Origin of the sequence: Brevundimonas sp. (assembly GCF_046299535.1) — a bacterium.
Lineage (GTDB): Bacteria > Pseudomonadota > Alphaproteobacteria > Caulobacterales > Caulobacteraceae > Brevundimonas.
Genome location: NZ_JBKBIB010000002.1, coordinates 79,054 through 105,652 on the forward strand (window position 1 = coordinate 79,054; position 26,599 = coordinate 105,652).

Annotated in this window: 30 protein-coding genes; 14 read left to right on the top strand and 16 right to left on the bottom strand. The window is 66.4% G+C overall.

Going from position 1 to position 26,599, the window contains the following annotated elements; translation table 11 throughout:
• Positions 1-48: 48 nt before the first annotated feature.
• Positions 49-852, top strand: a complete 804-nt coding sequence (locus tag ACK4FB_RS01870; protein WP_409747279.1) for a crotonase/enoyl-CoA hydratase family protein — start codon at positions 49-51, stop codon at positions 850-852.
• A gap of 6 nt (positions 853-858) precedes the next feature.
• Here ACK4FB_RS01870 and ACK4FB_RS01875 read toward each other — a convergent pair whose 3' ends face one another.
• Genes ACK4FB_RS01875 through ACK4FB_RS01885 form a run of 3 tightly spaced genes read right to left on the bottom strand, consistent with a single transcriptional unit; the run spans position 859 to position 3,832 of the window.
• The gene (locus ACK4FB_RS01875) at positions 859-1,875 is read right to left on the bottom strand and encodes an HlyD family secretion protein (protein WP_409747641.1); all 1,017 of its coding nucleotides are present in this window, start codon (positions 1,873-1,875) and stop codon (positions 859-861) included.
• A gap of 26 nt (positions 1,876-1,901) precedes the next feature.
• Positions 1,902-2,657 (bottom strand): ABC transporter ATP-binding protein, encoded by a 756-nt coding sequence (locus ACK4FB_RS01880; protein ID WP_409747281.1) that lies wholly within the window; start codon positions 2,655-2,657, stop codon positions 1,902-1,904.
• A gap of 2 nt (positions 2,658-2,659) precedes the next feature.
• Entirely contained in the window at positions 2,660-3,832 is a 1,173-nt protein-coding gene (locus tag ACK4FB_RS01885; RefSeq protein WP_409747283.1) for an ABC transporter permease, read from the bottom strand.
• Between the two features lie 199 nt (positions 3,833-4,031).
• On the opposite strand from ACK4FB_RS01885, the gene ACK4FB_RS01890 reads away from it, so the two are divergent.
• Complete coding sequence (locus tag ACK4FB_RS01890; protein ID WP_409747285.1) at positions 4,032-6,107, top strand: S46 family peptidase; 2,076 nt, start codon at positions 4,032-4,034, stop codon at positions 6,105-6,107.
• Between the two features lie 199 nt (positions 6,108-6,306).
• Positions 6,307-8,373: a S46 family peptidase gene (locus tag ACK4FB_RS01895; RefSeq protein ID WP_409747287.1), complete on the top strand. Its 2,067-nt coding sequence runs from the start codon at positions 6,307-6,309 to the stop codon at positions 8,371-8,373.
• A gap of 4 nt (positions 8,374-8,377) precedes the next feature.
• On the opposite strand, the gene pgsA is transcribed toward ACK4FB_RS01895, so the two are convergent.
• From pgsA to ACK4FB_RS01930, 7 genes are read right to left on the bottom strand one after another with little or no spacing between them, the layout of a single operon-like run.
• A complete protein-coding gene (gene pgsA, locus ACK4FB_RS01900) occupies positions 8,378-9,013 on the bottom strand; it encodes a CDP-diacylglycerol--glycerol-3-phosphate 3-phosphatidyltransferase (protein ID WP_409747289.1) in 636 nt (211 codons plus the stop codon).
• A 2-nt stretch (positions 9,014-9,015) separates the two neighbouring features.
• Positions 9,016-9,849, bottom strand: coding sequence for a glycosyltransferase family 2 protein (locus tag ACK4FB_RS01905; RefSeq protein ID WP_409747291.1), 834 nt, complete (start codon positions 9,847-9,849; stop codon positions 9,016-9,018).
• Positions 9,846-10,478, bottom strand: coding sequence for a carbonic anhydrase (locus ACK4FB_RS01910; RefSeq protein WP_409747293.1), 633 nt, complete (start codon positions 10,476-10,478; stop codon positions 9,846-9,848). Before ACK4FB_RS01910 ends, ACK4FB_RS01905 begins: the two co-directional genes overlap by 4 nt.
• A 10-nt stretch (positions 10,479-10,488) precedes the next feature.
• The gene (gene uvrC, locus ACK4FB_RS01915; RefSeq protein ID WP_409747643.1) at positions 10,489-12,378 is read right to left on the bottom strand and encodes an excinuclease ABC subunit UvrC; all 1,890 of its coding nucleotides are present in this window, start codon (positions 12,376-12,378) and stop codon (positions 10,489-10,491) included.
• A 31-nt stretch (positions 12,379-12,409) separates the two neighbouring features.
• On the bottom strand, positions 12,410-12,856 hold the full coding sequence (locus tag ACK4FB_RS01920) for a DMT family transporter (protein ID WP_409747295.1): 447 nt from the start codon (positions 12,854-12,856) through the stop codon (positions 12,410-12,412).
• Between the two features lie 10 nt (positions 12,857-12,866).
• Positions 12,867-13,340: an NUDIX domain-containing protein gene (locus ACK4FB_RS01925; protein ID WP_409747297.1), complete on the bottom strand. Its 474-nt coding sequence runs from the start codon at positions 13,338-13,340 to the stop codon at positions 12,867-12,869.
• Positions 13,341-13,347: 7 nt separating this feature from the next.
• Positions 13,348-13,506, bottom strand: a complete 159-nt coding sequence (locus ACK4FB_RS01930; protein WP_409747299.1) for a hypothetical protein — start codon at positions 13,504-13,506, stop codon at positions 13,348-13,350.
• On the opposite strand from ACK4FB_RS01930, the gene ACK4FB_RS01935 reads away from it, so the two are divergent.
• The 4 genes from ACK4FB_RS01935 to ACK4FB_RS01950 all read left to right on the top strand — a co-directional run bounded on the left by ACK4FB_RS01935 (position 13,496) and on the right by ACK4FB_RS01950 (position 15,680).
• On the top strand, positions 13,496-14,254 hold the full coding sequence (locus tag ACK4FB_RS01935; protein WP_409747301.1) for an SDR family oxidoreductase: 759 nt from the start codon (positions 13,496-13,498) through the stop codon (positions 14,252-14,254). The two genes, ACK4FB_RS01930 and ACK4FB_RS01935, sit on opposite strands and share 11 nt — an antisense overlap.
• 11 nt (positions 14,255-14,265) lie before the next feature.
• On the top strand, positions 14,266-14,655 hold the full coding sequence (folB, locus tag ACK4FB_RS01940) for a dihydroneopterin aldolase (RefSeq protein WP_409747303.1): 390 nt from the start codon (positions 14,266-14,268) through the stop codon (positions 14,653-14,655).
• 69 nt (positions 14,656-14,724) lie between these two features.
• Entirely contained in the window at positions 14,725-15,261 is a 537-nt protein-coding gene (locus ACK4FB_RS01945) for a DUF4870 family protein (RefSeq protein ID WP_409747305.1), read from the top strand.
• A 23-nt stretch (positions 15,262-15,284) separates the two neighbouring features.
• Entirely contained in the window at positions 15,285-15,680 is a 396-nt protein-coding gene (locus ACK4FB_RS01950; RefSeq protein WP_409747307.1) for a hypothetical protein, read from the top strand.
• Between the two features lie 3 nt (positions 15,681-15,683).
• Here ACK4FB_RS01950 and ACK4FB_RS01955 read toward each other — a convergent pair whose 3' ends face one another.
• Positions 15,684-16,286 carry a DUF3617 family protein gene (locus ACK4FB_RS01955; protein WP_409747309.1) on the bottom strand — a complete coding sequence of 201 codons (603 nt, stop codon included), beginning with the start codon at positions 16,284-16,286 and terminating at the stop codon, positions 15,684-15,686.
• Positions 16,287-16,377: 91 nt separating this feature from the next.
• On the opposite strand from ACK4FB_RS01955, the gene ACK4FB_RS01960 reads away from it, so the two are divergent.
• Both ACK4FB_RS01960 and ACK4FB_RS01965 read left to right on the top strand, forming a co-directional pair.
• On the top strand, positions 16,378-16,671 hold the full coding sequence (locus ACK4FB_RS01960) for a GNAT family N-acetyltransferase (protein WP_409747310.1): 294 nt from the start codon (positions 16,378-16,380) through the stop codon (positions 16,669-16,671).
• A gap of 53 nt (positions 16,672-16,724) precedes the next feature.
• Positions 16,725-17,372 (top strand): DUF4126 domain-containing protein, encoded by a 648-nt coding sequence (locus ACK4FB_RS01965; protein ID WP_409747311.1) that lies wholly within the window; start codon positions 16,725-16,727, stop codon positions 17,370-17,372.
• Here ACK4FB_RS01965 and ACK4FB_RS01970 read toward each other — a convergent pair.
• Positions 17,360-18,064 carry a hypothetical protein gene (locus ACK4FB_RS01970; RefSeq protein WP_409747312.1) on the bottom strand — a complete coding sequence of 235 codons (705 nt, stop codon included), beginning with the start codon at positions 18,062-18,064 and terminating at the stop codon, positions 17,360-17,362. The genes ACK4FB_RS01965 and ACK4FB_RS01970 overlap by 13 nt on opposite strands.
• Before the next feature lie 186 nt (positions 18,065-18,250).
• On the opposite strand from ACK4FB_RS01970, the gene ACK4FB_RS01975 reads away from it, so the two are divergent.
• From ACK4FB_RS01975 to ACK4FB_RS01995, 5 genes are all read left to right on the top strand, one after another.
• On the top strand, positions 18,251-19,702 hold the full coding sequence (locus ACK4FB_RS01975; RefSeq protein ID WP_409747313.1) for a sensor histidine kinase: 1,452 nt from the start codon (positions 18,251-18,253) through the stop codon (positions 19,700-19,702).
• A complete protein-coding gene (locus ACK4FB_RS01980) occupies positions 19,699-20,121 on the top strand; it encodes a response regulator (protein WP_409747314.1) in 423 nt (140 codons plus the stop codon). Before ACK4FB_RS01975 ends, ACK4FB_RS01980 begins: the two co-directional genes overlap by 4 nt.
• The gene (locus tag ACK4FB_RS01985; protein WP_409747315.1) at positions 20,121-21,161 is read left to right on the top strand and encodes a sensor histidine kinase; all 1,041 of its coding nucleotides are present in this window, start codon (positions 20,121-20,123) and stop codon (positions 21,159-21,161) included. The genes ACK4FB_RS01980 and ACK4FB_RS01985 overlap by 1 nt, the downstream gene beginning before the upstream one ends.
• Before the next feature lie 8 nt (positions 21,162-21,169).
• A complete protein-coding gene (locus ACK4FB_RS01990; RefSeq protein ID WP_409747316.1) occupies positions 21,170-21,613 on the top strand; it encodes an NUDIX domain-containing protein in 444 nt (147 codons plus the stop codon).
• Between the two features lie 92 nt (positions 21,614-21,705).
• Complete coding sequence (locus ACK4FB_RS01995; RefSeq protein ID WP_409747317.1) at positions 21,706-21,879, top strand: CsbD family protein; 174 nt, start codon at positions 21,706-21,708, stop codon at positions 21,877-21,879.
• Between the two features lie 66 nt (positions 21,880-21,945).
• On the opposite strand, the gene ACK4FB_RS02000 is transcribed toward ACK4FB_RS01995, so the two are convergent.
• Genes ACK4FB_RS02000 through ACK4FB_RS02015 form a run of 4 tightly spaced genes read right to left on the bottom strand, consistent with a single transcriptional unit; the run spans position 21,946 to position 26,581 of the window.
• Entirely contained in the window at positions 21,946-23,124 is a 1,179-nt protein-coding gene (locus ACK4FB_RS02000; protein ID WP_409747318.1) for a vWA domain-containing protein, read from the bottom strand.
• Positions 23,124-24,137, bottom strand: coding sequence for an adenosine deaminase (locus ACK4FB_RS02005; protein ID WP_409747320.1), 1,014 nt, complete (start codon positions 24,135-24,137; stop codon positions 23,124-23,126). The genes ACK4FB_RS02000 and ACK4FB_RS02005 overlap by 1 nt, the downstream gene beginning before the upstream one ends.
• A 33-nt stretch (positions 24,138-24,170) precedes the next feature.
• Positions 24,171-25,934 carry an arginine--tRNA ligase gene (argS, locus tag ACK4FB_RS02010; protein ID WP_409747322.1) on the bottom strand — a complete coding sequence of 588 codons (1,764 nt, stop codon included), beginning with the start codon at positions 25,932-25,934 and terminating at the stop codon, positions 24,171-24,173.
• Positions 25,931-26,581: a Tat pathway signal sequence domain protein gene (locus tag ACK4FB_RS02015; protein ID WP_409747323.1), complete on the bottom strand. Its 651-nt coding sequence runs from the start codon at positions 26,579-26,581 to the stop codon at positions 25,931-25,933. Before ACK4FB_RS02015 ends, argS begins: the two co-directional genes overlap by 4 nt.
• Positions 26,582-26,599 lie beyond the last annotated feature (18 nt).

The following is a 26,599-nucleotide window of genomic DNA, read 5'->3' on the forward strand; positions in this document are numbered from 1 at the left end:
TTCAGAACCTCGGTCCTCATGGGCCGGGGTTTTGCTTATGGACGAGACATGACCAGCGCACTGATTTCCACGAAGCGGCGGGGCGCCGTCATGGTCATCACCCTGAGCCGGCCCGAGCGCCTGAACGCGCTTCCGGATATGGAGGACGGCGACGCTTTCGCGGCGCTTTGTGACGAAATCAACGCCGATCCATCTGTACGCTGCGCCCTGATCACGGGAGCGGGGAGGGCGTTTTCTGCGGGCGGCGACCTCAGGGCCATGAAGGACCGCCGGGATCTGTTCGAAGGGTCAGGCGCCGACATCCGCGAACGGTATCGCCGGGTGGTCCACCGCGTGGTGCGGTCGCTTTACGCAATGGAGGTTCCGCTGATCGCCGCGGTGAACGGTCCGGCCATGGGTCTTGGCTGCGACATCGCGGGTCTGGCCGACATCCGTATCGCTTCAGACCGCGCCAGCTTCGGCGTGCCGTTCCTGAAGCTGGGTATTATCCCCGGCGATGGCGGATCGTGGCTGCTGCCGCGCAACGTAGGCTATGCCCGCGCGGCAGAGATGCTGTTCACGGCCCGGTCAATTGATGCAGAGACCGCCGAGCGATGGGGTCTGGTGAATCGCGTCGTCGCCCATGACGTCCTGATGGACGAGGCCATGGCGACGGCGGAGCAGGTGGCCGCTCACGCCCCCCAGGCCCTGCGCATGGCCAAGACCCTTCTGCGGCAGGGGCGCGACATGAATTTCGACCAGATGCTTGAGATGTCGGCGGCCATGCAGGCCCTGGCCCACCTGACAGATGATCACGTGGAAGGCGTCGCGGCGGTGCTGGACAAGCGGCCGGCGGATTTCACCGGCCGCTGATCAGGCTCAGCTTCGGCGCTGGGGCGTCCGCATGGCGCGGTCAGGGCCGACCCCGGTGCTGACTTCCCGTTGGGCTCCGGCGGTTTCGCCCGGCTTCATGAACTTCACCAGAACCCGCTGGCCGATCAGGAAAGGCGCGTCGTTGACGGAGACAACGACCTCCACCACCCGCTCGTCGGCGCGTTGGGAAGGGTCGTCGGACTGAAGCCGACGCGCTCCGAACAGACCCGCGCGGCGTAGAACCCGGCCCACATAGACCTGGTTCGGATTGCCCTCGGGGTTGATCTCGACTTCCTGGCCGACGGTGATGTTGGGGATGTCCGCCTCCACGATCTCGGCGCGCACAATGCGCTCGGTCAGGGGCTCCAGATCGAACATGTTCGATACGTTCAAGGTCGAGGCGCCGGCGCCGGGCTGGGCGTAGCGGCGGGCGATGCGGCCGGCCATGGGCGCGCGGATAGCGGTCAACTCCAGATTATACTGGGCCTCGTTCAGCCGGGCCTGCGAGGTCTGGACTGCGGCCCGCTGGCTGGCCAGGCGGGCCTCGGCCATGGAGATGGCGTCGCGGGCCTGGTCCAGCCGCTGGGCGGCGATGAAGTTGCTGTCGGCCAGGCGGTTCATTCGTTCGAACTCGCGCCGGGCGGTGCTCAGGTCCACCTCGATGGCGGCCAACTGCGAGCGGGCCTGGGCAACCTCGGCGGCGGCGCGCTGCACGGCCAGGCGAGGCTCATCGTCCTCCTGCCTGGCCAGAATCTGACCGGCGGCCACCTCGTCGCCTTCATTGACATAGACCTCCCGCACCACGCCGCCGCGACGCGCGGCGACCTGGATGACGCCGCCCTCGACGTCGGCGCGCCCGTTGGCGACGGCGGCGTAGGGGCTTTCGGGTGTCTGGGCGACCGCTTCCTGAAGCGCGGCTTCGCGCTCCCTGGCCTGTCCCTGCATGAACAGGAAACCGACGACCAGGAGGATGATCACCCCGAGCGCGATCCAGATACGCTTCTTCTTCAGGAAACCGGGCATGGACATGGCTTGCTCTTCTTCTGGTCCTAGTGGGCCGCAGCGAGGACAGGGTTCGCGTCGGGCGTCCGGCGCTGATCGTCCAGAATGCGGCCGTCCTCAATGTGGATGACGCGGTCGGCCCAGGCTTCGAGCCTGGGATCATGGGTAACGCAGATCACCGCGGCGCCATGCTCGGTGGCGGCCCGGCGTAGCAGGCGGATGACCACCTGGCCGTTCTCGCCGTCCAGCGCCGAAGTGGGTTCGTCCGCGAACAGGATCTTGGGATTCTTGGCCAAGGCGCGGGCGATGGCCACGCGCTGTTTCTCGCCGCCGGACAGGGCCGAAGGTTTTTGATGAAGACGAGGGCCCAGGCCGACCTCCTCAAGGGCGGCGGTCGCCTGGCGCCGGGCCTGATCCCTGGACAGGCCTTGATACTTCAGGACGATCATGACCTGCTGCAGGGCGGTCAGAGCCGGGAACAGGTTAAAGCCCTGGAAGATGAAGCCGCAGTGGTCCAGGCGGAACTTGTCGATCCGGCCTGAGGATTTCTTCCACAAGTCGTCCACGTCCAGGGTGTCCACCCGGCCTTCCTCGGGCTTCAGGAGGCCCGACAATGCGGCGATCAGGGTGGACTTGCCCGACCCGGAGGGCCCCATGACCATGGTCAGGTCGCCGTGCCGGGCGTCGAAATCCACGCCCTTGAGCACCTCGACGAAGGTCCGGCCCGACTTGAACCGCTTGACCAGGCCCTTGGCCTCAATGGCGTAGTCGCCGTGTTTGCCGTGTGTGGTGGTCAGGCTCATCATCATCTCAGCAGATCCGCAGGCTGGCTCTTCTTCAGGACGCCCAGCGACAGCAGGCCCGACCCCATCGCGATGATGACCAGACCTATGCCGACGCCGACCAGAAGCGCGAAGGGCAGGGCGATGATCACGGCCCCCATGCGCGCCAGAAGCGACAGCAGCCAGGTAAGGAAGATCGCGGCCGCGACACCCACCAGTCCAACCCAGAAGCTGAGCTCCAGAACGATCCGGCGCAGTGACCCCATGCTGACGCCCAGAGCGCGCAGGGAGGCGAACTCCTTGATGTTGGCCATGATGGCGCCGCGCAGGGTTTGCCAGGTGATGGCCACGCCGATGATGGTCCCCAGAACCACGCATCCGCCGATGATGATCACCAGGATGCCTTCCTCGAACATGGCCGCCGCGTTGGCTTCGGCCAGTTCCTGTCGTGTCCAGGCGCGCCAGCGGCCGTCGCCCATCTCGTTCAGTTGCGCGGCCACGACCGTGGCGTTCGACGGATTTCGCAGCTTGATCATCAGCGGGCCGCCCATGGTGTTGCCCCACGACTGGCCGAGCATGCGCAGCGAGTCCCGCGACATCACGATGGTGGGCTGCATCATGTTGGGATAGCCGCGCAGTACGCCGACGACCGTCACCGTCTGACCCGCATAGATCGCGCGATCTCCCAGCTGAAGGCCGAGCGTGCCCAGCGCGGTCTCGTCGACGGCGATGGTGAAGGGCTGGCGCAGGGCGGCGACCAGTTCGTCGGAATAGTCGATGGGGATGGTGACCGAGCCAGGCTGGGTGTCGATCACATTGACCATCACCTGGCGCGACCGGGGCGCCCCTTGCCGCGCGCGCTCGGCCTGACTCATGGTCGGATCCACGTTGCGCACGTTCTGAAGGTTGCCGCCGTTGACCTCCAGGGCGCGAACCTCGACCACCTCGGGGTGGTTGTAGGCCAGTGGAATGAAACGCCGCGGCACGGCCATGGAGCCTCCAAACAGCTGGGTCGCCCCAGGCTGCATGATGATGACATCCGCGCTGGAGCGCTCAATGGCGGCGGTGAAGCCCTTGCCGATTCCGATGAACACGCCGGTCATGGCCAGCACCAGCAGGCCGGACAGGGCCAGCGCCATGACAGCCGCCATGTAGCGCCGCCATTCGTAGAGCAGTGTTGCAAGCGCGAGTGACATCGAACCCCCTTCGTCGTCCCCCTGTCTGAAGGCCAGCGTTCGTCGGGCCAAGTTAAATCGGGGTAAGGCTCGGAAAGGCGAGCCGTTTCTCTATCATCTGCCAAGGGAGGGGCTGGACGCTGGCGCGGCGGATCGGCCCTTGCTAGTCACTTCGCGGACAAGCGCCGCGGTTGTCTGGCGCATCAGGGAGCTTTCGCCAATGTCGCATCGCCTCACCGTTTCGGCCGCCGCCCTTGCGCTGGCCGCCTTCTCCTCGTCGGCCGCCAAGGCCGACGAAGGCATGTGGACCTTCGACAACTTTCCCGTCGCCACGGTGAACCAGACATACGGCACGAACATCGACCAGGCCTGGCTGGACAGCGTGCGCAGCGCCGCGGTGCGCCTGTCCAGCGGCTGTTCGGCCTCGGTGGTGTCGGGTCAGGGGCTGGTGCTGACCAACCATCACTGTGTGGTTTCCTGCGTTCAGGATCTGTCGGACGCGCAGAACGACTACGTACAGAACGGCTGGATGCCCACGACCCGCGCCGAGGAGCGCCAGTGCCCCGGCGTACAGGCGCAGATCCTGACCAATATCACCGACGTGACCGATCAGGTCCTGTCCGCGGGCGCCGGCCTGGAAGGCGCCGCCTTCGTTCAGGCGCGCAGCGAAGTCACCCGCGCCCTTCAGGAAGAGGCCTGCGGCGACGACGACACCCGCACCTGTCAGGTCATCAGCTTCTATCGCGGCGGACGTTTCGCCCTCTATGAATACCGCAACTACACCGACGTTCGCCTGGCCTTCGCACCGGAATTCCAGGCGGCCTTCTTCGGCGGCGATCCGGACAATTTCAACTATCCGCGCTACGCCCTGGATGCGGCCTTCCTGCGCCTTTACGAGAACGGCCAGGTCGTCCAGACCCCGAACCACCTGACCTGGAACCCGGCTCCGCCCACCGAGGGCGAGCCGGTGTTCGTCGCTGGCAATCCCGGCTCCACCTCGCGTCTGCTGACCTTGGCCCAGCTGGAGAACCTGCGCGACCAGCAGATCCCCATCAGCCAGTTGCAGCGCTCGGAGCTGCGCGGCCGCCTGATCGCCTTTGGCGAGCGAGGCGACGAGGAACGCCGCGTGGCACTCGACACCCTGTTTGGCGTGGAGAACAGCTTCAAGGCCTTCTATGGCCAGCAACTGGCTCTGAACGACGCCAGCTTCATGGCGACCAAGCGCGAGCAGGAGGCCCAGCTGCGGGCTGCCGTCGCCGCGGATCCGGCCCTGGCCCAGCGCATCGGCGACCCGTGGACCGAGTTGGAGGCCGTGCAGTCCAATGTGGAAGAGCTGTATCTGCCCTATCGCCAACTGGAATCGGCGGCGGGCGGCGGCTCGACCCTGTACAGCTACGCCCGCGCCATCGTGCGTTCGGCCCAGGAACGGGCCCGTCCGGCTGGTCAGCGGCTGCCCGAGTATGCATCCGAGACGGCCCTGACCAATCTGCGCCGCCGCCTGGCGGACGAGACGCCTGTGTCCCCCGAACTGGATCGGGTGCTGCTGTCATTCTGGCTGTCCAAGACCCGCGAGTATCTGACCACGGACAACCCTTCGGTCCGCCTCCTGCTGGGGGACAAAATCCCGGAAGTTCCGACCGAGCGGCTGGCTACCGGCACGACCCTGACCGATCTGGCGGCCCACACCGCCCTGCTGGACGGCGGGCTTGAGGCCGTCCAGGCGTCCAGCGACCCGTTGATCCAGTTCGTTCTGCGCACCGAAGGGCTGGGCCGCGAGCCTCGCGCTCAGTGGGAGCAGCGCGTGTCCGCCCCCACCGGCCAGGCCGCCGAGCGTATCGCCCAGGCCCGCTTCGCCGTTTACGGCGACAGCCAGTACCCTGACGCCACCTTCAGCCTGCGCCTAAGCTACGGCGCGGTTCAGGGCTGGAGCTATCGCGGCGTCGACGTTCCGCCCATGACCTACATCGGCGGGCTGTACGAGCGCGCCACCGGCGCCGAGCCCTACAATCTGGCGCCGCGCTGGGCCGAGGCCGAGGGCAGGGTCAACAAGCAGACCGTCTATGATTTCGTCTCAACCAACGACATCATCGGCGGGAACTCGGGTTCTCCCGTCATCAACGCCGCCGGCGAGGTGATCGGCACGGCTTTCGACGGCAACATCCACTCGCTGGGCGGCGCCTTCGGCTATGATGGAGAGCTGAACCGCACCGTGTCGGTCTCCACCGCCGCCGTGACAGAGGCGCTGCGCACGGTCTACCGTCTGCCGCACCTTCTGGAGGAACTGGGCGTGGAGTAAGCCCATACCTCCTCCCCATGCATTGGCATGGGGAGGGACTGCCCGGCGCAGCCGGGTGGTGGAGGGGGCGTCTCGGTTTTATCTTCATGAGACGCCAATCACTGACGGCTCGCGCCGCCCCCTCCGTCCCGGCGCTTATGTGCGCCGCCCCACCTCCCCATCCTGTCGACGGGGAGGAGACCCATGTCGGAGATCACTCATGCGTCTGTTCCTGACCGCTTCCGCCGCCGTCCTCGCTTTGGCCGCCGCGTCTTCGGCCTCAGCCGAGGAGGGCATGTGGACCTATGACAACTTCCCGATCCAGCGCGCCAATGCGGCGCTGGGGACCGACATCGACCAGGCGTGGCTGGACCATGCCCGTCTGTCCTCGGTGCGGCTGACGACGGGCTGTTCGGCGGGCATCGTCTCGGGCGAGGGGCTGGTGATGACCAACAACCACTGTGTCTCGTCCTGCGTCCAGAACATCTCCACGCCCGAGGTGCAGTACGCCGAAACCGGCTTCACCCCGGCGACCCGCGAGGAAGAGCGCCGCTGCCCCGGCATGCAGGCCGAGGTGCTGATCGACATCTCCGACGTGACGGAACGGATGCAGGCGGCGGGCGCCGGTCTGGACGGCTCGGCCTTCACCCGCGCCCGCGACGCCGAATCCGCCGCCATCGAGACCGAGGCTTGCGAGGGCCAGGGCGACCTGCGCTGTCAGGTGGTCAGCCTGTATCGCGGCGGACAGTTCAAGCTCTACACCTTCCGCAAATACCCGGACGTGCGCCTGGCCTTCGCGCCGGAAGAGCGCGCCTCGTCCTTCGGCGGCGACCTGGACAATTTCAGCTTCCCACGCTTCGCGCTGGATGCGGCCTTCCTGCGCCTCTACGAGAGCGACCGGCCGGTGGCGACCGAAACCCACTTCACCTGGAACGCCGATGCGCCGACGCCGGGCGAGGCGGTTTTCGTCTCGGGCACGCCGGGGGCGACCCAGCGCCTGTTGACCCAGGACCAACTGGCCACCGTTCGCGACGTGGTTCTGCCGCTGGATCAGTTGATCGGGTCCGAACTGCGCGGCCGTCTGATCCGGTTCTCGGAGGAAAGCGACGAGAACCGCTTCATCGCCTCCTCCGCCCTGTCCGGGGTGGAGAACACCTACAAGCGCGGCATGGGCCGCATGCGGGCCCTGATTGACGGCGAATTCATGGGCCGTCGTCAGGCGGCGGAAGAGGAGTTCCGCGCCCGCGTCGTCGCCGATCCAGCCCTGGCGGCCCAGGCGGGCGACCCGTGGTCGACGCTGGCGGAGATCCAGCCGGTGCAGGCACGTCTCTATCCAGCCTACAGCCTGCTTGAAGGGCGCGCCGGGGGCGGTTCGCGCCTGTTCGGCTTCGCCCAGACCCTGGTCCGCGCCGCGCAGGAGCGCGGCAAGCCGTCGGGGGAACGCCTGCCCGAGTTCGCCGACAGCCGCCTGCCGCTGGTGCAGCAGCGCCTGTTCGCGGACCTGCCGGTCTATCCGGCTCTGGACGAGGTCCAGCTCAGCTGGTGGCTGTCCAAGACCCGCGAGATCCTGACCGTGGACGATCCCCGGGTGCGCGCCCTGCTGGGTGACGAATCCCCCGAAGGCATGGCCGAGCGGCTGTCGTCCGATTCGACTCTGGGCGACCCCGCCGTGCGCCGCGCCCTGTGGGAAGGCGGGCTCGCGGCCATCGAGGCCAGCGACGATCCCATGATCCGCTTCGCCCTGGCCATGCAGCCCATCAACCGCCCCGTGCGCGAACAGTGGGAGGCCGAGGTCGAGGCCCCGACCGTCCGGGCCAGCGAGGCATTGGCCGCCGCACGCTTCGCGGTCTACGGCGACGACGTCTATCCCGACGCCACCGGCACGCTTCGCCTCAGCTTCGGCAAGGTGGAGGGTTGGACCTACGAGGGTCGGACCGTGGAGCCCCTGACCACCTTCGCCGGCCTGTTCGACCGGGCCACCGGCGCCGATCCCTTCGTCATCACGCCGCGCATCGCCGCCGCCCGTGAGCGCATCGACATGGATGCGGTGATGAACATGTCGGTCTCCACCGACACCATTGGCGGTTCGTCAGGCTCGCCAGCCATCAATGCCCGGGGCGAGATCATCGGGGCCAATTTCGACTCCACCGTCCTGACCCAGCGCAACGCTTACGGCTATGACATCAACGTCAACCGCAGCGTCATCGTCACGACCCAGGCCGTGACCGAGGCTTTGCGCAACATCTATGGCATGGACCGTCTGCTGACGGAGCTGGGGGTCGAATAGACCCTCAGTTCATCTGCCGCCCGGCTTCCTTGAAATACTGCCAGCCGGTCCAGATGGTGACAAAGGCTGCGATCCAGAGCATGACGTCAGCGAAGGTCTGGAATGTGGGCAGCAGTTGCAGCTCCCATCCGAACACTCCCCAGTTGAGAGCCAGAAGCTGCAGGCCCAGCGAGAACAGCTGCAGCGTCGTCTTCCACTTGGCCAAGGTCGTGACCGGCAGCTTGACCTCGCCGGCGAGCGTCTCGCGCAGGGCCGAGACGGCGAACTCGCGGAACAAGATCAGGCCGCAGGGAATGGCGATCTGGGTCAGGGAGCCCGAGGTCAGCAAGCCGAGAATGGCGCCGGTCACCAGGATCTTGTCGGCGATGGGGTCCAGGATGGCGCCCCAGCGGCTTTCCACCTTCCAGCGCCGCGCCAGGAACCCGTCCACCCAGTCGGTGGAAGCGGCGATCACGAAGATGAAGAAGGCTGCGCGGTAAAGGGCGAACTGGTCGTCCGGGCTCAGATAGGCGGAAAGGATCGGCGTCGCCGTCGCCCCCGCCAGAATCAGGAACATGACCACCCCCGCCGCCAGCCGGGCGCCGGTCAGGATATTGGGGATGTTGCGCAGCGGCGAGGTCATGGGGATTCTCTGGAGCATTGTCAGGATTCCTGAACGCGCGAGACGGCGTCCGGGTCGTGGTCCGCCGACGGATGACGCTTCATCGCTTCGGCCTCCCACGTCTTGGCCTCGGTCAGAAATGAGTAGATGGCCGCTTGCATGGCGAAGATGACCCCCGCCCAGCCCGCACGATACAGCTTTCGTCCGTACATCACGCGCAGGAAATAGATCGGCGGGTTCAGCAGCATGCGCCAGGGCGTGAAGCGCTTCTTTCCCGCTGCCCGCATGCCGGCCTTGAGGGTGGCGTAGCCCTCTTCCTTGACCACCACCTCGCCCACGGTCAGCGGGCGATAGTGCAGCAGGGCGCCGCGCCTGGCCACGCGCACCTCTCCATCGGGTATCAGGCCCTCATGCACGGTCTTGCGGATGTCGAACACCGCCTTCCCGCGGCGGAACAGCCGCAGGTTGGCGCCGTCGCCCACGCCCCTTGGCGTATAGCCGTAGCCGATCAGCCAGGGGCGCCGCCGCACGCGCCAGCCGACCACGTCGTCCGGAGCGGCCACAAGGCCGGGCAGGGCGGCGCGCAGGTCCTGGTCCAGTCGTTCGTCGGCGTCGATGCTGAGTAGCCAGGGTTGCGTCGCCTGCTCCAGGGCGAACTGCTTCTGGCGGGCGAAACCCAGCCAGTCCTGATGCATGAAACGGATCGGGAAACCCTCCGCCGCCAGCCGGGCCACCACTTCCGGCGTGGCGTCGGTGGAGCCGGAGTCAACGATGACGATCTCGGCGCACTGGTCCAGCGACCGGATGCACGCCTCAATGGTCCCGTCCTCGTTCAGGCAGATGATGAACGCTGAAAGCGGAAGGCGCTCGCTCAAGCTTCAGGTTCCAGGGCGTCGAACACCCCGTTGGCCTGCATGCGCCACAGCACGCCGTTGGCGATGCCGAAATGCAGACCGACCAGTTCCAGATCTCCGGACGCCTCACGCTCGGCGATCCACGGGAAGGTGCGCAGATTGTCGATGGACAGCCGCACCACGGCGTGTTCGCCCACGGTCTGGCGGCGCTCTTCCTCCACGCCCTTGATGGCGGTCTTCACCACCGGCTCGGCCTGGGCCACCCAAGGGCGGACAAAGTCCTCGCATCCCTCGGGCGCCCCGTTGATCATGGCCCAGACCCCGCCGCACAGGGCATGACCCATGACCACGATGCGCTTCACCTTGAGCACCCGCACGCCGAACTCCAGCGCGGCCGAAACCCCGTGCAGCTTGCCGTCGGGTCCATAAGGCGGAACGATATTGGCCACGTTGCGCACTACAAACAGTTCGCCCGGCGCCGTGTCGAATATCGAGGCCGGGTCGGCCCGGCTGTCGGAACAGGCCACCACCAGCGTTTGCGGAGTCTGGCCCTTGGAGGCCAGTTCCTCGAAACGGGCCCGTTTTTCAGGCCAGGTGTTGGCGCGGAAGCGGCGATAGCCGGAAAGAAGGGTGTCGGATTCGTCGGTCATGACGTCCCTTCTAGGCCTTTCGGAAGTTGTCGTGAATACGCTCCGCGAGGGCGCGGCTGATGCCGTCCACCTTTTCCAGATCGCTTACCGAGGCCCGCGACACTCCCCGGGCCGAGCCAAAGGCGTGCAGCAGCGCCTTCTTGCGCCTCGGCCCCACCCCCTCGATCTCGTCCAGAGGATTGCGCTTGATGTCCATGGACCGGCGCTTGGCATGGGCCCCGTTGGCGAAGCGGTGGGCCTCGTCGCGCAGGCGCTGCAGATAATACAGGGCCGGGGACTTTAGCGGCAGCATGAAGGGCGCCTTGCCGGGCATGAAGAACTTCTCCATGCCCGCGTCCCGGTCCGGCCCCTTGGCCACGCCGACCACGGGGATGTCGTCGACCCCCAGATCGGCCAGCACGGCCATGACCTCGGCCAGTTGTCCCGCGCCGCCGTCGATCAGCAGCAGATCGGGCCGCTCTACCGGCTCGCCGGCTTCCTCTTCCTTGACCAGACGACCGAAGCGGCGGCGCATCACCTCGCGCATCATGCCGTAGTCGTCGCCGGGGCTGAGCTCCTCGTCGCGGATGTTGAACTTGCGGTACTGGTTCTTCCGGAAGCCGTCGGGACCGGCCACGATCATCCCGCCCACAGCGTTCGAGCCCTGGATGTGGGCGTTGTCATAGACCTCGATCCGCTCGGGTCGCGCCTCCAGTCCGAACGCCTCGCAGACCTCGTCCAGGATCTTCGTCTGGGCCGAGTTCTCCGCCAGCTTGCGGCCCAGCGCCTCGCGGGCGTTGGTCAGGGCGTGGCGGACCAGATCGGCCTTCTCGCCCCGGCGCGGAATGGCGATCTCCACCCGGCGCTCCGCCTTCATGGAGAAGGCCTCGGCCAGCAGCTCGATCTCGTGCGGCGAGACGTTGGTCAGGATCAGGCGCGGAACCGGCTTGTCCTCATAGAACTGCCCCAGGAACGCGCCGAGGATCTCCGGATCGCTGTCGCTGCGGTCGATGCGCGGGAAATAGGCCCTCCCGCCCCAGTTCTGGCCTGCGCGGAAGAAAAAGGCCTGGATGCATGCCTGCCCCCCGTCCGAGAACAGGGCGAAGACATCGGCCTCCTCCACCGTTTCGGCGTTGATCGACTGCTCCATGGTGATGGCCGACAGCGCCCGGATGCGGTCCCGCACCCGCGCCGCGCGCTCGAAATCCAGATCGTCCGAGGCCGCCTGCATCTCGCCGGACAGCCGACTGATCACCTCCCGAGACTTGCCGCGCAGGAACTGCTCCGCCGCGATGACCAGCTCGCCATAGTCCTCCAGGCTGATTAGCCCGGTGCAGGGCGCCGAGCACCGCTTGATCTGGTGCAGCATGCACGGGCGCGTGCGGCTTTCGTACACGCTGTCTGAACACGAGCGCAGCAGGAACGCCTTTTGCAGGGTGTTCAGGGTCCGGTTCACCGCCCAGGTGGAGGCGAAGGGCCCGAAATAGTCGCCGGGGATGGTGTGCGCGCCCCGGTGCTTGCGGACCTGGGGCGCCCGGTGGTCGCGGCGGATCATCAGCTCGGCGAACGACTTGTCGTCCCGCAGCACAACATTGAAGCGCGGCTTCAGCTTCTTGATGAAGTTGGATTCCAGCAGCAGGGCCTCGGTCTCCGAGGCCGTCACCACCATCTCCATGGATCGGGTCAGGGACACCATCAGGGCGATGCGCTGGGTGTGGAACCGCCCCTGCGCGTACTGCATGACGCGCTTCTTGAGGGACCGCGCCTTGCCCACGTACAGACACGTCCCGTCCTCGCCATACATGCGATAGACGCCGGGTTTGTCCGGAGCGCGGCGGGCCTCGTCACGGATCAGCGCGGCGGCGGCCAGCGAGGTTTCCGGGGGCGTTTCGATGGGCGGGGATTCGGTCACAGGGCCAATATAGGCGCCCCGCGCCTCCCGGCGAAGCGGCTCAGCCCTTCCTGACCAGCAGGACCCCGCCGATCAGCATGGCCACCCCCGCCAGACGGGTCAGGGTGATGGGCTGCTTCGGCACGCCCATAAAGCCGAAATGGTCCAGGATAAGGCTCAGCATCATCTGGCCCGCCACCATCAGCACGATGGTGGTCGCCACGCCCAGCCGCGGCACCGCATAGGCCGAGGCGACCACGAACACTGCGCCGTAAAGCCCGCCGAGCCAGGCTGCTGGGGGCAGGGCGCGGGTCGCGGCCATGTCCGGCTTGGTCTGCAGCACCGCCGCCAGCGCCAAAAGGGCCACGGTCCCGATGGCGAACGAGATCAGGGCCGCGTTGACGGGCGAGGCCACCGCGCCGGCCAGCCGGGCGTTGGTAGGCCCCTGCAGGGCGGTCAGGGCGCCGCCGATGATGACGGCGATAATGGCGATGACGGTGGGATTCATGGCCGGGCTTCTACCATAACGGATCGGGCGGGGCGCCTGTGAAGATTTCATCCAGCCGTCGCTGCGTCGCGGCCGTCACACCGTCCGGCAGGGCGTCCGGCGCGAACCATGCGGTTTCAGAGATTTCCCCGTGCGATGTCCGCTCGCCCGCCTTGAAGGCGTCCACGGCGAACACCAGAACATGGTCATTGGGAAAGAACCGGTGGTTGGAATGCACCGACAGCAGGCGCGGGGGGGCCGTGGCGATCAGGCCGGTCTCCTCGCGCAGTTCCCGCACCGCCGCGTCCTGAACCGTCTCGCCCCGGTCCACCCCGCCGCCGGGCAGCCACCAGCCGTCCAGATAGGTGTGCCGCACCAGCATGATCCGCCCCGCCCGATCCCGCGCCACCACCCGCACGCCCAGCGTCATGCCGCGCGTCAGCCGCGACACCGCGAAGAACACCGGCCGGGTGAAGGGTTCGACATAACGGCGCCAGGTGGTCATGCGCCGCTCATAAACCATCTGCGCCGCTTGAACCATCGGACGGCGCACGATATGCGGTGCGCATCGTTTCAGGAGCTTTTCCATGGTCGTCGTCGCCGCCATTCTGGGTCTCGCCATCGTCCTCGCTGCCTTCAACTGGTTCGAGTTCGGCCGGATTGACTGACACGGGCGCCTCCCGCGGCGCGGCGCTGGTCACCGGCGCTGCACGCCGCATCGGCCGGGCCATCGGCCTTGAGCTGGCGCGGGCCGGGTTCGACGTCGCCATCCACCACAACAATTCCGAAGCGGACGCCGCCGACACGGTGCGCGAGATCGAGGCGCTGGGCCGCCGCGCGGTCGCGCTTCAGGCCGATCTGACCGACGAGGCCGCCGCCCGCCGACTGATCCCGGACGCCGCGGCGGCGCTCGGGCCCGTGACCGTGTTGGTCAACAACGCCTCGGTCTTCGAGGACGACCGGGTGGGCGGGTTGAGCCGCGACAGCTGGGACCGGCACATCGAAACCAATCTGCGCGCGCCCATCGTGCTGGCGGAGGAATTCGCCGCCGGGGCCCCGGACGGCTCGTGCATCGTCAATCTGCTGGATCAGCGGGTGCGAAAGCCCGATCCACGCTTCTTCTCCTACAGCCTTTCGCGCGCGGGCCTGTGGTGGGCGACGCGGACCCTGGCCCAGGCCCTCGCGCCGCGCATTCGCGTCAATGGCGTCGGTCCCGGCCCGACCCTGCCGTCCATCCACCAGACGCCCGAAGAATTCGCGGACGAGGCGGCCAACACCCTGCTGCGGCGCCCCGGCGATCCGGCCGAGGTGGCGCGGGCGGTGCTCTATCTCGTTGACGCGTCCCTGGTCACGGGCCAGATGATCGCCGTGGACGGCGGCCAGCACCTGGCCTGGCTGACCCCCGATATCGTGGAGTAGGCGTTTTGTCCTTGGCCCCCGGCCCTTTGCCCTTCCAGGCGCCCGAGCCACGGCGCGAGGCGCTGACCGTGTTCGTGCGCGGTCTCGAGGTCCAGGCAGGCATCGGCGTGCACGACCACGAACAGGGGCGTCTGCAAACCCTGACGATCGATGTGTCTCTGGAGCTGGGGGCCGGAGACGTGGACGATCTGTCGGACACGGTGAACTATGAAACGGTGGCCGAGGCCGCGCGGGCCATCGTGGCGTCGGGTCATGTGGGTCTGGTGGAGACCTTCGCCGACCGGCTGGCCCTGTCGTGTCTCGAGGATTCGCGGGTGCGGGCCGTACACGTACGGGTGGAGAAGCCGGGCGCTCTGGCCGGGGCGGCGGCTCCGGGTTGCGAAGTGGTCTGGCGGCGGTAAGCCCGTTGTCACGGGCGGCGGGCGCCGCCATTGTCTGGACAAGCGCGCAAGGGCGCATCGAGGAGCACCATGGCCGAACCGGGCGACCCCAGGACCCCCGAGGACGATTTCGACGATCAGATCGGTTTCTGCTCGCCCCGGTCCGTGGAGGGACGGGCGGTGGAGCGCGCGCCCGAGCCTGTGCCCGAGCCCGAACCCGTGGTCGCGGCCGAGTCCGAACCTGCGCCGATGTTCGTGTCCCGCGCCGAGCGCCGCCGGGCGCTGGACGAGGAGCCGAGGGACCGGCTGACCTGGGCCCTGACCATCTACGCCCTGATCCTGTTCGCGGTGCCCACCCTGGGCTTTTCGGCCATTGTGGGCCTGCTGGCGGTGACGGGGCGCACGGTGAACGCCTCGCCCTTCCTGCTCAGCCACTACGTCTATCAGCAGCGCACCCTGTGGACCGCGGCTATCGCAGCTCTGGTGGGCCTGATCCTGATCGTGGTGAACCTTGGCATCTTCGTGCTGTTCCTTCTGGCGGTCTGGACCATCGCGCGCGGCGCTGCGGGTCTGTGGCGCCTGAAGAACGCCCAGCCTATATCCAATCCCCGGACCTGGTTCTTCTAGGTCCCAGTTCGAAGGAGCGCGCCATGACCGATCTGCCGCCCAATAACGCCCGTTATGGTTCAGCCGACGCCGAGGAAGGCCGCGCCGCCGCTGGCGTGGTCTGGCTGCTGTATTTGCTGGCCATCCCCAGCGCCAACCTGCTGGCCGTGGTCGGAGTGGTGGTGGCCTACGCCATGCGCGGATCGTCCAGCGGCTGGGTCCGGGCCCATTTCGACGATCAGATCCGCCTGTTCTGGTCTGTGATCGTCTGGTTCATTGTCCTGACCATCGTGATGATCGTGTCCGGGGTGCTGTCCCTGATCCTGATAGGCATTCCGTTCCTGATCGCGGCCGGCATCGCCATGCTGGTGCTGTTCATCTGGTTCACCGTGAAGAGCGTGCTGGGTCTGATCGGGGTGGTTCAGGGGCGCACGCCGTAAGGGCTAGGGTGCGCCTGAGCGGCCCGCCATCTCGGCCATTTCCAGCATATTGAAGCGAATGCCGCCGGGGGCTTCCAGGTCCCCCGGCTGCATGCCGTCGGGGCAGTCGCCCCGGTGTTCACCCTCCACCACCTGGGTCACGCTGCGGTTCATATGCGGCACCGCAGCGCCGGTGGTGGTCGAGGTCGTCTCGGTGCGATAGGCGTTGTTCAGGTCGCCCGTGGTCACGCCTTCGCTGACGACCCGTCCGCCAGAGCCCATGTCGCACACCGAGCGCACGGCCCAGCCGCCGCCGGGCCGCGGCGTCACGGTGGATTCCTCGCAGGCGCCGCCGGACATCTGACTGCCCAGGATGCTCATGCGCTGCTGGACGTCGGCGTCCACGCACATGCGCATGGCCGAGCGCATGCCGTCCGTCTCGCTGGCCATGACCCAGAGTCCGTCACGCAGGACAGGCTGTGTATGGCGCGCGCCTTCGGCCGCTTCGGGCGCATCGGCCGGCTCGCCGCCTGCCGGCTCCGATACGGCGGGTTCCTCGCGCGCGCATGCCGAGACGACCAGAACGGCTACGCCCAGAACCAGGCCGAGTTTCACTTTTGCGCCCATGACTGGCCCTCCACACGCGATCGTCAGATGTGGGCGGGAACGTCGCCGCCCCGACACGATTGATTCACTATAGCCTGATGAGGAGCCGCCCATGACTGATTTCCGCGACGTCGCAGCCGAGAACCGCTTCGAGCAGGGCTTCACAGACGAAGAGGGCGAACTGCGACGCGTCTGGGCTGACTACGCCCGAGAGGGCGACCGGCGGGTCATCCTGCATGTGGAGGCCGAGCCGCAGTTGCGCGGCTCGGGAGCGGCGGGTGACTTCATGAAGCGTCTGGCGGATCATGCCCGCACCCACGACCTCAAGCTGATCCCGCGCTGCGCCTACGCTGTCGCCTGGTTCCGTCGCCATCCCGAAGCGGCTGACGTGATCAGCGATCTCTGAGCCTTGACGCCGATCCGCTCCCGGCGCTCTGCTGAAGGTGGGGAGGGCGGAGCATGATCGAGCAAGTCCTGGACACACTCGGCGGTATGACGATGGCGGTCCAGGGGTGGGGGCGGCCTTTCGCCATATGGATCGTGCCGTCCTTGCTGGGACTGGGCCTCGCCGCATCGACGGGTCTGCGAACATTTCTTCCATTGCTCATGCTTGGGCTTGCAGCACGGTTCGGATGGTTCGGCGTTGAATTGAGCGAACAGATGCAGTGGCTGTATTCTGACGCGGCGCTCGCGGCGCTGGGCGTGGCGGCGGCGGTCGAGTTCACCGGCGACAAGATTCCGGTCGTGGATAACGCGCTCAGCGGCCTCGGCCTGGTGGTGCGCCCCCTCGCGGCCGCGCTGGCCGCCGGGTCGCTGTTTGTGGGCGTGGATCCTCTGCTGGCCGCCGTGGCGGGGATCATCATTGGCGCGCCCACGGCCCTGGCCTTCAATGCTGCGCAAGGCGGGCTGAGGCTGGCGTCGACCGCCATGACGGCAGGGCTGGGCAATCCCGTATTGTCGCTGTTCGAGGACGTGCTGGCCTTCTTCACCGCGCTTCTTGCCCTGCTGGCGCCGGTGCTGGTCCCGGTGTTCCTCGTCGTTCTGGCCCTCATCGTCGGTCGCACCGCTCATCGACTCCGGCGGCGACCCGGTCTTCAGTCCGCCTGAATCCAGCCTCCGGCCGAAGCCTCGCGGGCCTGTTCATTGACGGGGCGGGCGATAAGCCCCGATTGCGTGATCCACACCTCATAACGGGCTCCGTCGGCCATGGGCATGTAGGCGGCTGAGCCATACAGGGTGTCCACGGCGTCCACATAATCCCGGTAGCGCCGGGACACCTCCCAGACATCAAGAGTCCAGCGCCGCTCGGACGCGACATCCCCGCCGCGCAGGTCGTGCACGCTACGCACGGCCGTCAGCTCCTGCCGGGTGTCCTGATAGCGGCCTGACAAACGGTCCAGACGATACTGGGCGTCAAGACCGAGAATGTTGGCCCATGGTTTCCAGCGCAGGACATGGGCCTCAATACGCCATTCATCGCCATGAACCGGATAGACGGCGCTGGAGACCGCCGCGGCGGGTGTTTCCGGCTGCGTCAGGGTCGCTTCGAAGAACTGAGGCTCAATCTGGCTTAGCGTAATGGTTGCGACTGGCCGCTCGTACGTCAGGCGAGCGTAGCTCTGGACATTCAGCCCAAGAAGGATTGCGGCGACGCCAGCGGCGAGGAACCCGCCGCCGAAAAAGACGCCCCCGAACGCGCCCAGGAAACGGCCCCGAAAGAGGGCTCCCAATCCTGAAAGCAACAACAGCCCCCCGGTCAGCGCCGCCGCGCCGGGAAGGATCCACCACCACCATACCATTGCACACGCTCCCCCAAAGCTTCGCCACGTTAACCAAGGTGGGAGGCTACGTCACCCCATGGTTCTGTGACGCACTGGACAGGGGCTGAACGAACGCTAAAGCTGCATCTCATGGCGCCAGATTTCCGTTCGACAATTCAGGGCCTTCGGCTGTTCCTGAGGACCCCGACCATAAGCCGGACCATCGTGGGCCTTCTCACCTTGGCCATTTTGCTGTTGCTGGTGATCAATATCGCCACCTTCGTCATGATGCAGCGCATCACCGATCATACCGAAGCGTCCGAACGCAGCCAGCAGATGCAGTTGGCCGCGCGCGAGTTCATGCTGCTGATGGTGGACGCCGAGACCGGGCAGCGCGGCTTTCTCCTGACGGGTCGCGGCGACTTTCTGGCTATTCACGACGCGGCGCAGGCGCAGCTTCCTGCAGCAGGTGAACGATTGTCAGAGCTTGCGTTCACCGCTCAGGAGACCGAGCGGGTCGACGCCTTGCGGGCGCTGAAGCGTCAGAGGCTGGAGGTCATGGAGGAGACCATCCTTCTGGCCCGACAGGGCCGGATCGGGGAGGCTGTTCAGATTCTGCGCCGCGGCGAGGGCAAGGCCCTGATGGATGAGATGCGAGAGCAGGTCTCAGCCATCGACCGCTTCGAGGAGGCCCGGGTAGAGGCGAGCAACCGCGCGGCGCGCAACGCCACCTGGGCGGCGATCGGCGTGAACGTCATCTCGGCCCTTCTCATCATCGCCCTGGCTGTTATCAGCATGATGCTGATCCGCCGATATGTGGGCGAGGTGCAGTCGGCCCGCGACAGTCTCGACGAGCTGAATCGCGGACTGGAAACCACTGTGGCCGACCGCACCGCCGACCTGACCCGTGCGAACGAAGAGATTCAGCGCTTCGCCTATATCGTCAGTCACGATCTGCGCGCGCCGCTCGTCAACGTCATGGGCTACACCTCGGAACTGGAGCAGGCGGGCAAGGCGCTGTCCGCTCACATGGAGCGTATACGCTCCGAAGATCCTGATCCTATCGAGCAGGACGCGGTCCAGGCCGTAACGGAGGACGTGCCTGAGGCCATCGGCTTTATCCGCGCGTCCACCGCCAAGATGGACCGTCTCATCAACGCCATCCTGAAGTTGTCGCGGGAAGGGCGCCGAGCGCTCGTTCCCGAACCTCTGGACATGACAGCCATGGCCCAGCAGATCGCCGACAGCGTACGCCACCAGACGGAGGAGGCCGACGCAGAGATTATCGTTCAGGACCTGCCGGAGGTGGAGAGCGATCGGCTGTCCATGGAACAGATCTTCGGCAATCTGATCGACAACGCGGTCAAGTATCTGGAAGCCGGCCGCCCGGGGCGCATCGAGGTGCGCGGCCGCGATGTGCTGGGCGGGTGGGTCGAGTACGAGATCGTGGACAATGGTCGGGGCATCTCCGATCGGGACCACGAACGCATCTTCGAACTGTTCCGTCGATCCGGCCGCCAGGACCGGACTGGAGAAGGGCTGGGGCTGGCTTTCGTACGCAATAGCGCGCGCCGCCTGGGTGGAACGATCGATATTGAGTCAGAGCTTGGAAAAGGCTCGACTTTCCGTCTGAAATTTCCGAAACGTCTGATCGCAGGGGCGGGAGAGACAGTATGAGTGCAGCCGTAACCATCGTCATGGTCGAGGACGACCATGGCCACGCCAAGCTGATTGAAAAAAACATCCGGCGCGCCAATATCTCCAACGAGATCAAGCATTTCGCCGACGGATCTTCAGCCCTCGACTATCTGTTCAGCGAAGAGGTGAAGGCCAACGGCCCCATGCTGGTGCTGCTGGACCTTAATCTGCCTGACATGCAGGGCACGGATATCCTGGCCAGGATCAAGGCGGACGAACGCCTGAAGCGCGCGCCGGTGGTTGTTCTGACCACCACCGACGACAAGGTCGAGATCCAGCGTTGCTACGACCTAGGCTGCAACGTCTACATCACCAAGCCGGTGGACTATGAGGCCTTCGCGGGCGCCATCCGCCAGCTTGGTCTGTTTCTGTCGGTGATGCAGGCGCCCGAGATCTGATGAGCGCGGCCGGGAACGGAGTTCGGCTGCTCTATATCGACGACGACCGGGGGCTTTCCCGGCTGGTCGAGAAGGAACTCGCCCGCCACGGCTATGAGGTGACCTGCGCCCTGGATGGGGACGCCGGTCTTGAACGGTTGCGCGAGGCCGCCTTCGACGTCATCGCCCTGGATCACTACATGCCCACGCGGGACGGGCTGGACGTTTTGCCGGACATCCTGGCCGTGCCCGCCGCACCACCGGTTGTCTATGTGACCGGCGCCCAGGATGGGCGCATCGCCGTGGCGGCCCTGCGGGCCGGCGCGGCCGACTACGTGATCAAGGACGTGTCCGAGGACTTCACCGCTTTGCTGCGGGCCGCGTTGGAAGACGCCCTGGAACGCCGTCGTCTCAGCCGGGCCAACGAAGAAGCCCAGGAAGAGGTTCGGCTGGCCCGTGATCGGGCCGAGGCCATGCTTCGCGAAGTCAATCATCGAGTGGGCAACAGCCTGCAACTGGTGTCCAGCTTTATCTCCCTGCAACTGCGCCAGATGAAGAACGATGCGGGCCGTCTGGCCCTTCAGGACGCCCAGGTTCGCATTGAGGCCGTGGCCCAGGTCCACCGGCGTCTCTATACGTCGGCCGACATGGCCAGCGTGGCGCTGGACGAGTATCTGGAAGGGCTCGTGGACGAACTGGTCCAGTCCCTTTGCCCGGAGGAGGGCGCGCCGTGCATCACCCTGAAGGCTGATCCCATGCGTGTGGATACGGATCAGGCCGTATCGCTGGGCGTGGTGGTGACCGAGCTTGTCACCAACGCTGTGAAATACGCCTATTCGCCGGGCGGCGGGGGCGACATCCGGGTACTTCTGGAGCGGCAAGGCGACACGCGCGCCATGCTCACCGTCGAGGATGACGGCCCCGGCATGGGCGATGGGAAACCGAAGGGCACAGGCTTGGGAGGCAAGATTATTTCGGCCATGGCCCATGGCCTGAAGTCCAGCCTTGAGATCGATCCGGAACACACCGGGGTGCGGGCGCGTATGGTCTTCGACCTCTAGGGCGCGCCATGAACCTGCAATTCGGCCAGCCGGAACCCGGCCACAGCTATGAAGACCGCCCCACCGCCTTCGGCCTCGTGTTTCGCGACGGTCTGCTCGCCTGTGTGCGCGTTGATCGCGGGGAGGGGAGTTATTACGATCTCCCCGGCGGCGCCATCGACGGCGACGAAACCGAAAAGCAGGCGTTGGTTCGCGAATTTCTGGAGGAGACCGGCCTGACCGTGCGGGCGAGCGATCGTCTGTGTGAGGCGGGGCAGTATTTCCTGAAATCCGACGGCCGGGCCGTAAACAATCTGGCGGGTTTCTGGACTGCGGATATGGAACGCGAAGACCCTGCCGCCAAGGTCGAGGAGGACCACGAACTTCACTGGCTGGATCCTCATCGGGCGTTGACCGAGTTGCGCCACGAAGCCCACGCATGGGCTGTCGCGGTGTGGTTGCGTCAGCGCTGATCCCGAAAGCGTGACGGAACATTCCGGCCGTCTTGCCTGTTTCCTACTCGAAGCGTCGCCGAAACGGCAGACGTCAATCGAAGGAATACAGCATGGCTGACAATGATCGCGTCGAAGGCTCCGCCAAGCAGGCTGAAGGAAAGATCAAGGAAGGCGTCGGCAAAATGACCGGCGACCAGAAACTGCAGGCCGAAGGCAAGGGCAAGCAGGCCGAAGGCAAGGTTCAGAACGCCGTCGGCGGCATCAAGGACAGCCTGAAGGACTAATTCAGGCTTGTTTAAAGTGAGGGCGCGGATGTTCGTTCGCGCCCTTTCGCTTGGCTGGTGTGCGGTTTAGCGCGCCAGTGTCCGCATGGCGCGCTCCAGGCCGTCCAGGGTCAGAGGGAACATACGCTCTCCCATAACCTCGCGGATCAGGCTGACAGACGGAGTATAACCCCAGAACCGCTCAGGCACGGGGTTCAGCCAGACGGACTTCTCCCATTGCTGACGCGCCCGCTGCAGCCAGACTGCGCCGGCCTCTTCATTCCAGTGCTCAACTGATCCGCCGGGGACGGTGACCTCATAGGGGCTCATGGTGGCGTCCCCCACGAACACAGCACGCCAATCGCCGGGATACTTGTTCAGCAGGTCCCATGTGGCGGTCTGTTCCGACTGCCGCCGCCGGTTATCCTTCCACACGCCTTCGTAGAGGCAGTTGTGGAAGTAAAAGAACTCCAAATTCCGGAACTCGGTCTTCGCCGCCGAGAAAAGCTCCTCGCACAGCTTCACGTGGGCATCCATCGAGCCGCCCACGTCGAGGAACAGCAGCACCTTCATGGTGTTGCGACGCTCGGGCCGCATGTGGATGTCCAGCCAGCCTTGACGTGCTGTGCCGTCGATGGTGGCGTCCATGTCCAGTTCGTCCGGCGCACCCTCTCGAGCGAACCGCCGCAGGCGGCGCAGGGCCACCTTGATGTTGCGGGTGCCCAGCTCGACCGTGTCGTCCAGGTTTTTGTACTCGCGTTTCTCCCAGACCTTCACCGCCCGGCCCTGACGTCCCTCGCCGCCGATGCGCACGCCCTCGGGATTGTAGCCCCCGTGGCCGAAGGGGCTGGTCCCGCCCGTGCCGATCCAGCGGTTGCCACCTTCGTGCCGTTCAGTCTGCTCCTCCAGCCGCTGCTTCAGCGTCTCCATCAGCGCGTCGAAGCCGCCCAAGGCCTCGATCTGGGCCTTCTCCTCGTCGGTCAGGTATTTCTCGTTCAGCAGCTTGAGCCAGTCCGCCGGGATATCGGCGGTGATCTCGTCGCCGGCCCCGACCGTCTCCACGCCCTTGAACACCTTGCCGAACACCTGATCGAAGCGGTCGTAGTGCTTCTCGTCCTTCACCAGCACCGCGCGCGACAGATGGTAGAAGTCCTCCACCTTGCCGTCCGCCACGCCCGCGTCCATGGCCTGCATCAGGTGCAGCCATTCCTTCAGGGACACGGGCACGCGCGCCTCGCGCAGGGCGGTGAAGAAGGGCAGCAGCATCAGGCCGCCTTCGCCGCGTAGGCGTCCACCTCGGCGATGTGGCGGGCCTTGTCCTCGTCGGCCAGGAACGAGCCCTCGAAGCTGTTCTTCGCGATCTGGATCAGCTGCTCGCGGGTCACGCCCGCATGCTCGGCCATGGCCTCATAGTTCCTGTTCACATACCCGCCGAAATAGGCCGGATCGTCCGAGTTCAGGGTCACGTGCAGACCTTGCCTCAGCATCTCGGGCACGGGATGCTTGGTCAGGTCGTCGATGACGCACAGCTTGTGGTTCGACAGGGGGCACACGGTCAGGGTCATGCCTTCGGCCGCCAGTCGACGGATCAGGGCCGGATCCTCCAGCGACCGGTTGCCGTGGTCCATGCGGTCGATCTTCAGCAGGTCCAGCGCCTCCCAGACGTATTCCGGCGGGCCTTCCTCGCCCGCGTGAGCCACCCGCTTCAGCCCCATGGCCCCGGCGGCGGTGAACACCCGCTCGAACTTGGACGGCGGATGGCCGACTTCGGACGAGTCCAGCCCCACGCCCTCGATCCGGTCCAGCCAGGGCTCGGCGGCCTTCAGGGTGGCGAAGGCCGCGTTCTCGTCCAGATGGCGCAGGAAGCACAGGATCAGTTTCGAGGTGACGCCCAGGTCGCGCTCCGCCTGATCCATGCCCGCGAGCAGCCCGTCGGCGACCACCTGAAAGGGGATGCCCCGGTCGGTGTGGGTCTGGGGATCGAAGAAGATTTCCGCGTGCCGGACGCTGTCCGCCGCCGCGCGCCGGAAATAGGCCAGCGCCATCTCCCGGAAGTCGTCCTCGGTGCGCAGGACGTCGGCCCCGGCGTAATAGATGTCGAGGAAGTCCTGCAGGTTCGAGAAATCATAGGCCGCCTTGATCTCCTCCACCGAGGCGAACGGCAGCGCGACCCGGTTGCGCCGGGCGAACGCGAACATCTGTTCGGGCTCCAGACTGCCCTCGATATGCAGGTGCAGTTCGGCCTTGGGCAGGTCGGCGATGAAGGGCGTCAGCGACATGATCGATCCTCTGATACGTCGCGGGGATTGTGCCTACATCCGCTCCGGCGTCGCAATGCCCAGCAGGTCCAGCGCGATCTCGAGCTGACGAAGGGCGGCGGCCGCCAGGGCCAGGCGCGAGGCGCGGGTCGTTTCGTCCGGCGCGGCCAGCACGGGGCAGGCGGCGTAGAATTTCGAGAACGACTGGGCGAGGCGATAGGCGTGCTCGGCGATCAGGTGCGGGCTGCGCTTGTCATAGGCGTCGGCGGCGGCCTGATCGAAGGCGTCCAGCGTCAGAACCAGATCACGCTCGGCCGGCTCGGACACCGCGATGGCGCTCGCCGTCGCGCCCTGATCGGCCGCCTTGCGCAGCAGGGATTTGATGCGCACGGCCTGATACAGCAGGTACGGCCCGGTCTTGCCTTCGAAGCTCATGAAGCGGTCGAGGTCGAAGACGTAGCTGGTGGTGCGGTTGTTCGACAGGTCGGCGAATTTCAGCGCCGCCACCGCCACCTTGCGAGCGATGTCCTCGAACTCGGCTTCGGGCAGATCGGCGCCCAGTTCGGCCTCCTTCAGGCGCTCGCGCGCCTTGTCGACAGCCATGGTGATCAGGTCGTGCAGCTTCAGCACGCCGCCCGCGCGGGTCTTGAACGGCTTGCCGTCCGGCCCGTTCATGGTGCCGAAGCCCAGATGCTCCAGCGCGCCTTGGTTTGCGTATCCGGCCAGACAGGCCGCCCGGAACACCTGCTCGAAATGGTCGGCCTGACGCTGGTCCACCACATAGAGGATCAGGTCGAAGCCGGGGTCTTCGCGCCGCCCCACGATGGTCGCCAGATCGGTGGTGCCGTACATGGCCGAGCCTTCGGACGACACGACCAGCAAGGGCGGCAGCTCGCGCTTGTCGCCTTCCTTCGCCACACGCACGATGCGCGCGCCCTGATCCGCGATCAGCAGGCCCTGCTTTTCGAGGTCCGCCACCATGCCGGGCACGAAGGCGTCGGCGTCGGACTCGCCCTGCCACAGGTCGAAATCCACGCCCAGGGCCGAGAACTCACGCTCCAGCGCCGAGCGGCTGACGGCGACGAAATGGGCCCACAGGGCGCGGTAGCCGGCCCGGCCGGATTGCAGTTCGGCGGTGGCTTTCCGCGCGCGGTCGCGGAACGCCTCGTCTTCCTTGGCCTTGCCGGCGGCCAGCGGATACAGGCGTTCCAGATCCTCCAGCGACACCGGGCTGTAGGCGGGGAAGGGGCCGTCGCCCTCGACCATGAAAGCGTCCGCCAGTCCCTCGTCGGCGCAGGCCACGATGAGCAGGCCCATCTGGAAGCCCCAGTCGCCGAAATGGGCGTCGCCCCACACCACGTCGCCCCGGAAGCGGAACAGCCGCTTCAGGCTCTCGCCGATGATGGACGAGCGCAGGTGGCCCACGTGCATGGGCTTGGCCACGTTCGGGCCGGCGTAGTCGATGATGACCTTGCGCGCCGCATCCACGCCGCTCGCGCCCGCCCGGTCCGCATCACCCGCCACCGCCTCGGCCCGCTCGGCCAGGGTCGCGCCCGCCACTTTCAGATTGATGAAGCCCGGCCCGGCCACCTCGACGGACTCCAGCCGGGGGTCTGCGGTCAGCCGTTCGGCGACCCGGGCGGCCAGTTCACGCGGGTTGGCCTTCAGCGCTTTTGCAGCGGCGAGCGCGCCGTTGGATTGAAAATCGGCCAGATCGGGGCGATCCGAGGCCGTGACCCGCGCCAGCGCCGCGTCCACGCCTTCGGCGGCGAAGGCGGCCCCGACCGCTTCGCCTAGAACAGACTTGAGGTCGGTCATTGCTGGGCGGATGCCGTGCCGGCGTTGATGCGGAAGCGGCTCCCGGTGCGGTTGAACTCGGCCATCTCGGGCGTGACCTCGAAGCCGATGAGAATTTCAAAATTGGAGCCGCTGGTGGTGATTTCCGCGCGAGGAATCACCACGCCCCGAATTTCTTCTTCCACAGTGGCGCGCTGCTGGCCCCGGAAATTAACCGGTAGATCGAAATATTCCTTGTTCAGGACCGCGGTGTTCCGGTCCGTCACCGCGATCCAGTAGCGATAGGTGCGGTTGTCGTTCGTCGCCTGGGGGCCGCGGCCCAGCTCGAACAGGATGTTCATGTTGACGGTGATCGGGTCATTGTCGCGATAGGAGCAATTCGCCGTCACACCCTGGATTTCGCCAGTATAGCCGACATTGTTCGTCCCCGGCTGTTCGAAGGGCATCTCCACATAGCGTGCGGCGTCGTACAAGATTTTCACGAACGGACAGGGCCCCGCGTTCGCTCGCTGGTTCAGGCGCAGGCGCGGCACGTTCCATCCGTCGTCCTGCCGTCGAGCTTCGCCCTGGCCCGATTCCTGCCCGGGTCGGGTCTGCGCCGAACTGTCGACGGGGAAGGCCACAACCGCAGCGGCTGCGGCGATCAGGGCATAGGAAAAACGACGCATGGAGAATTTCCGGAAAGC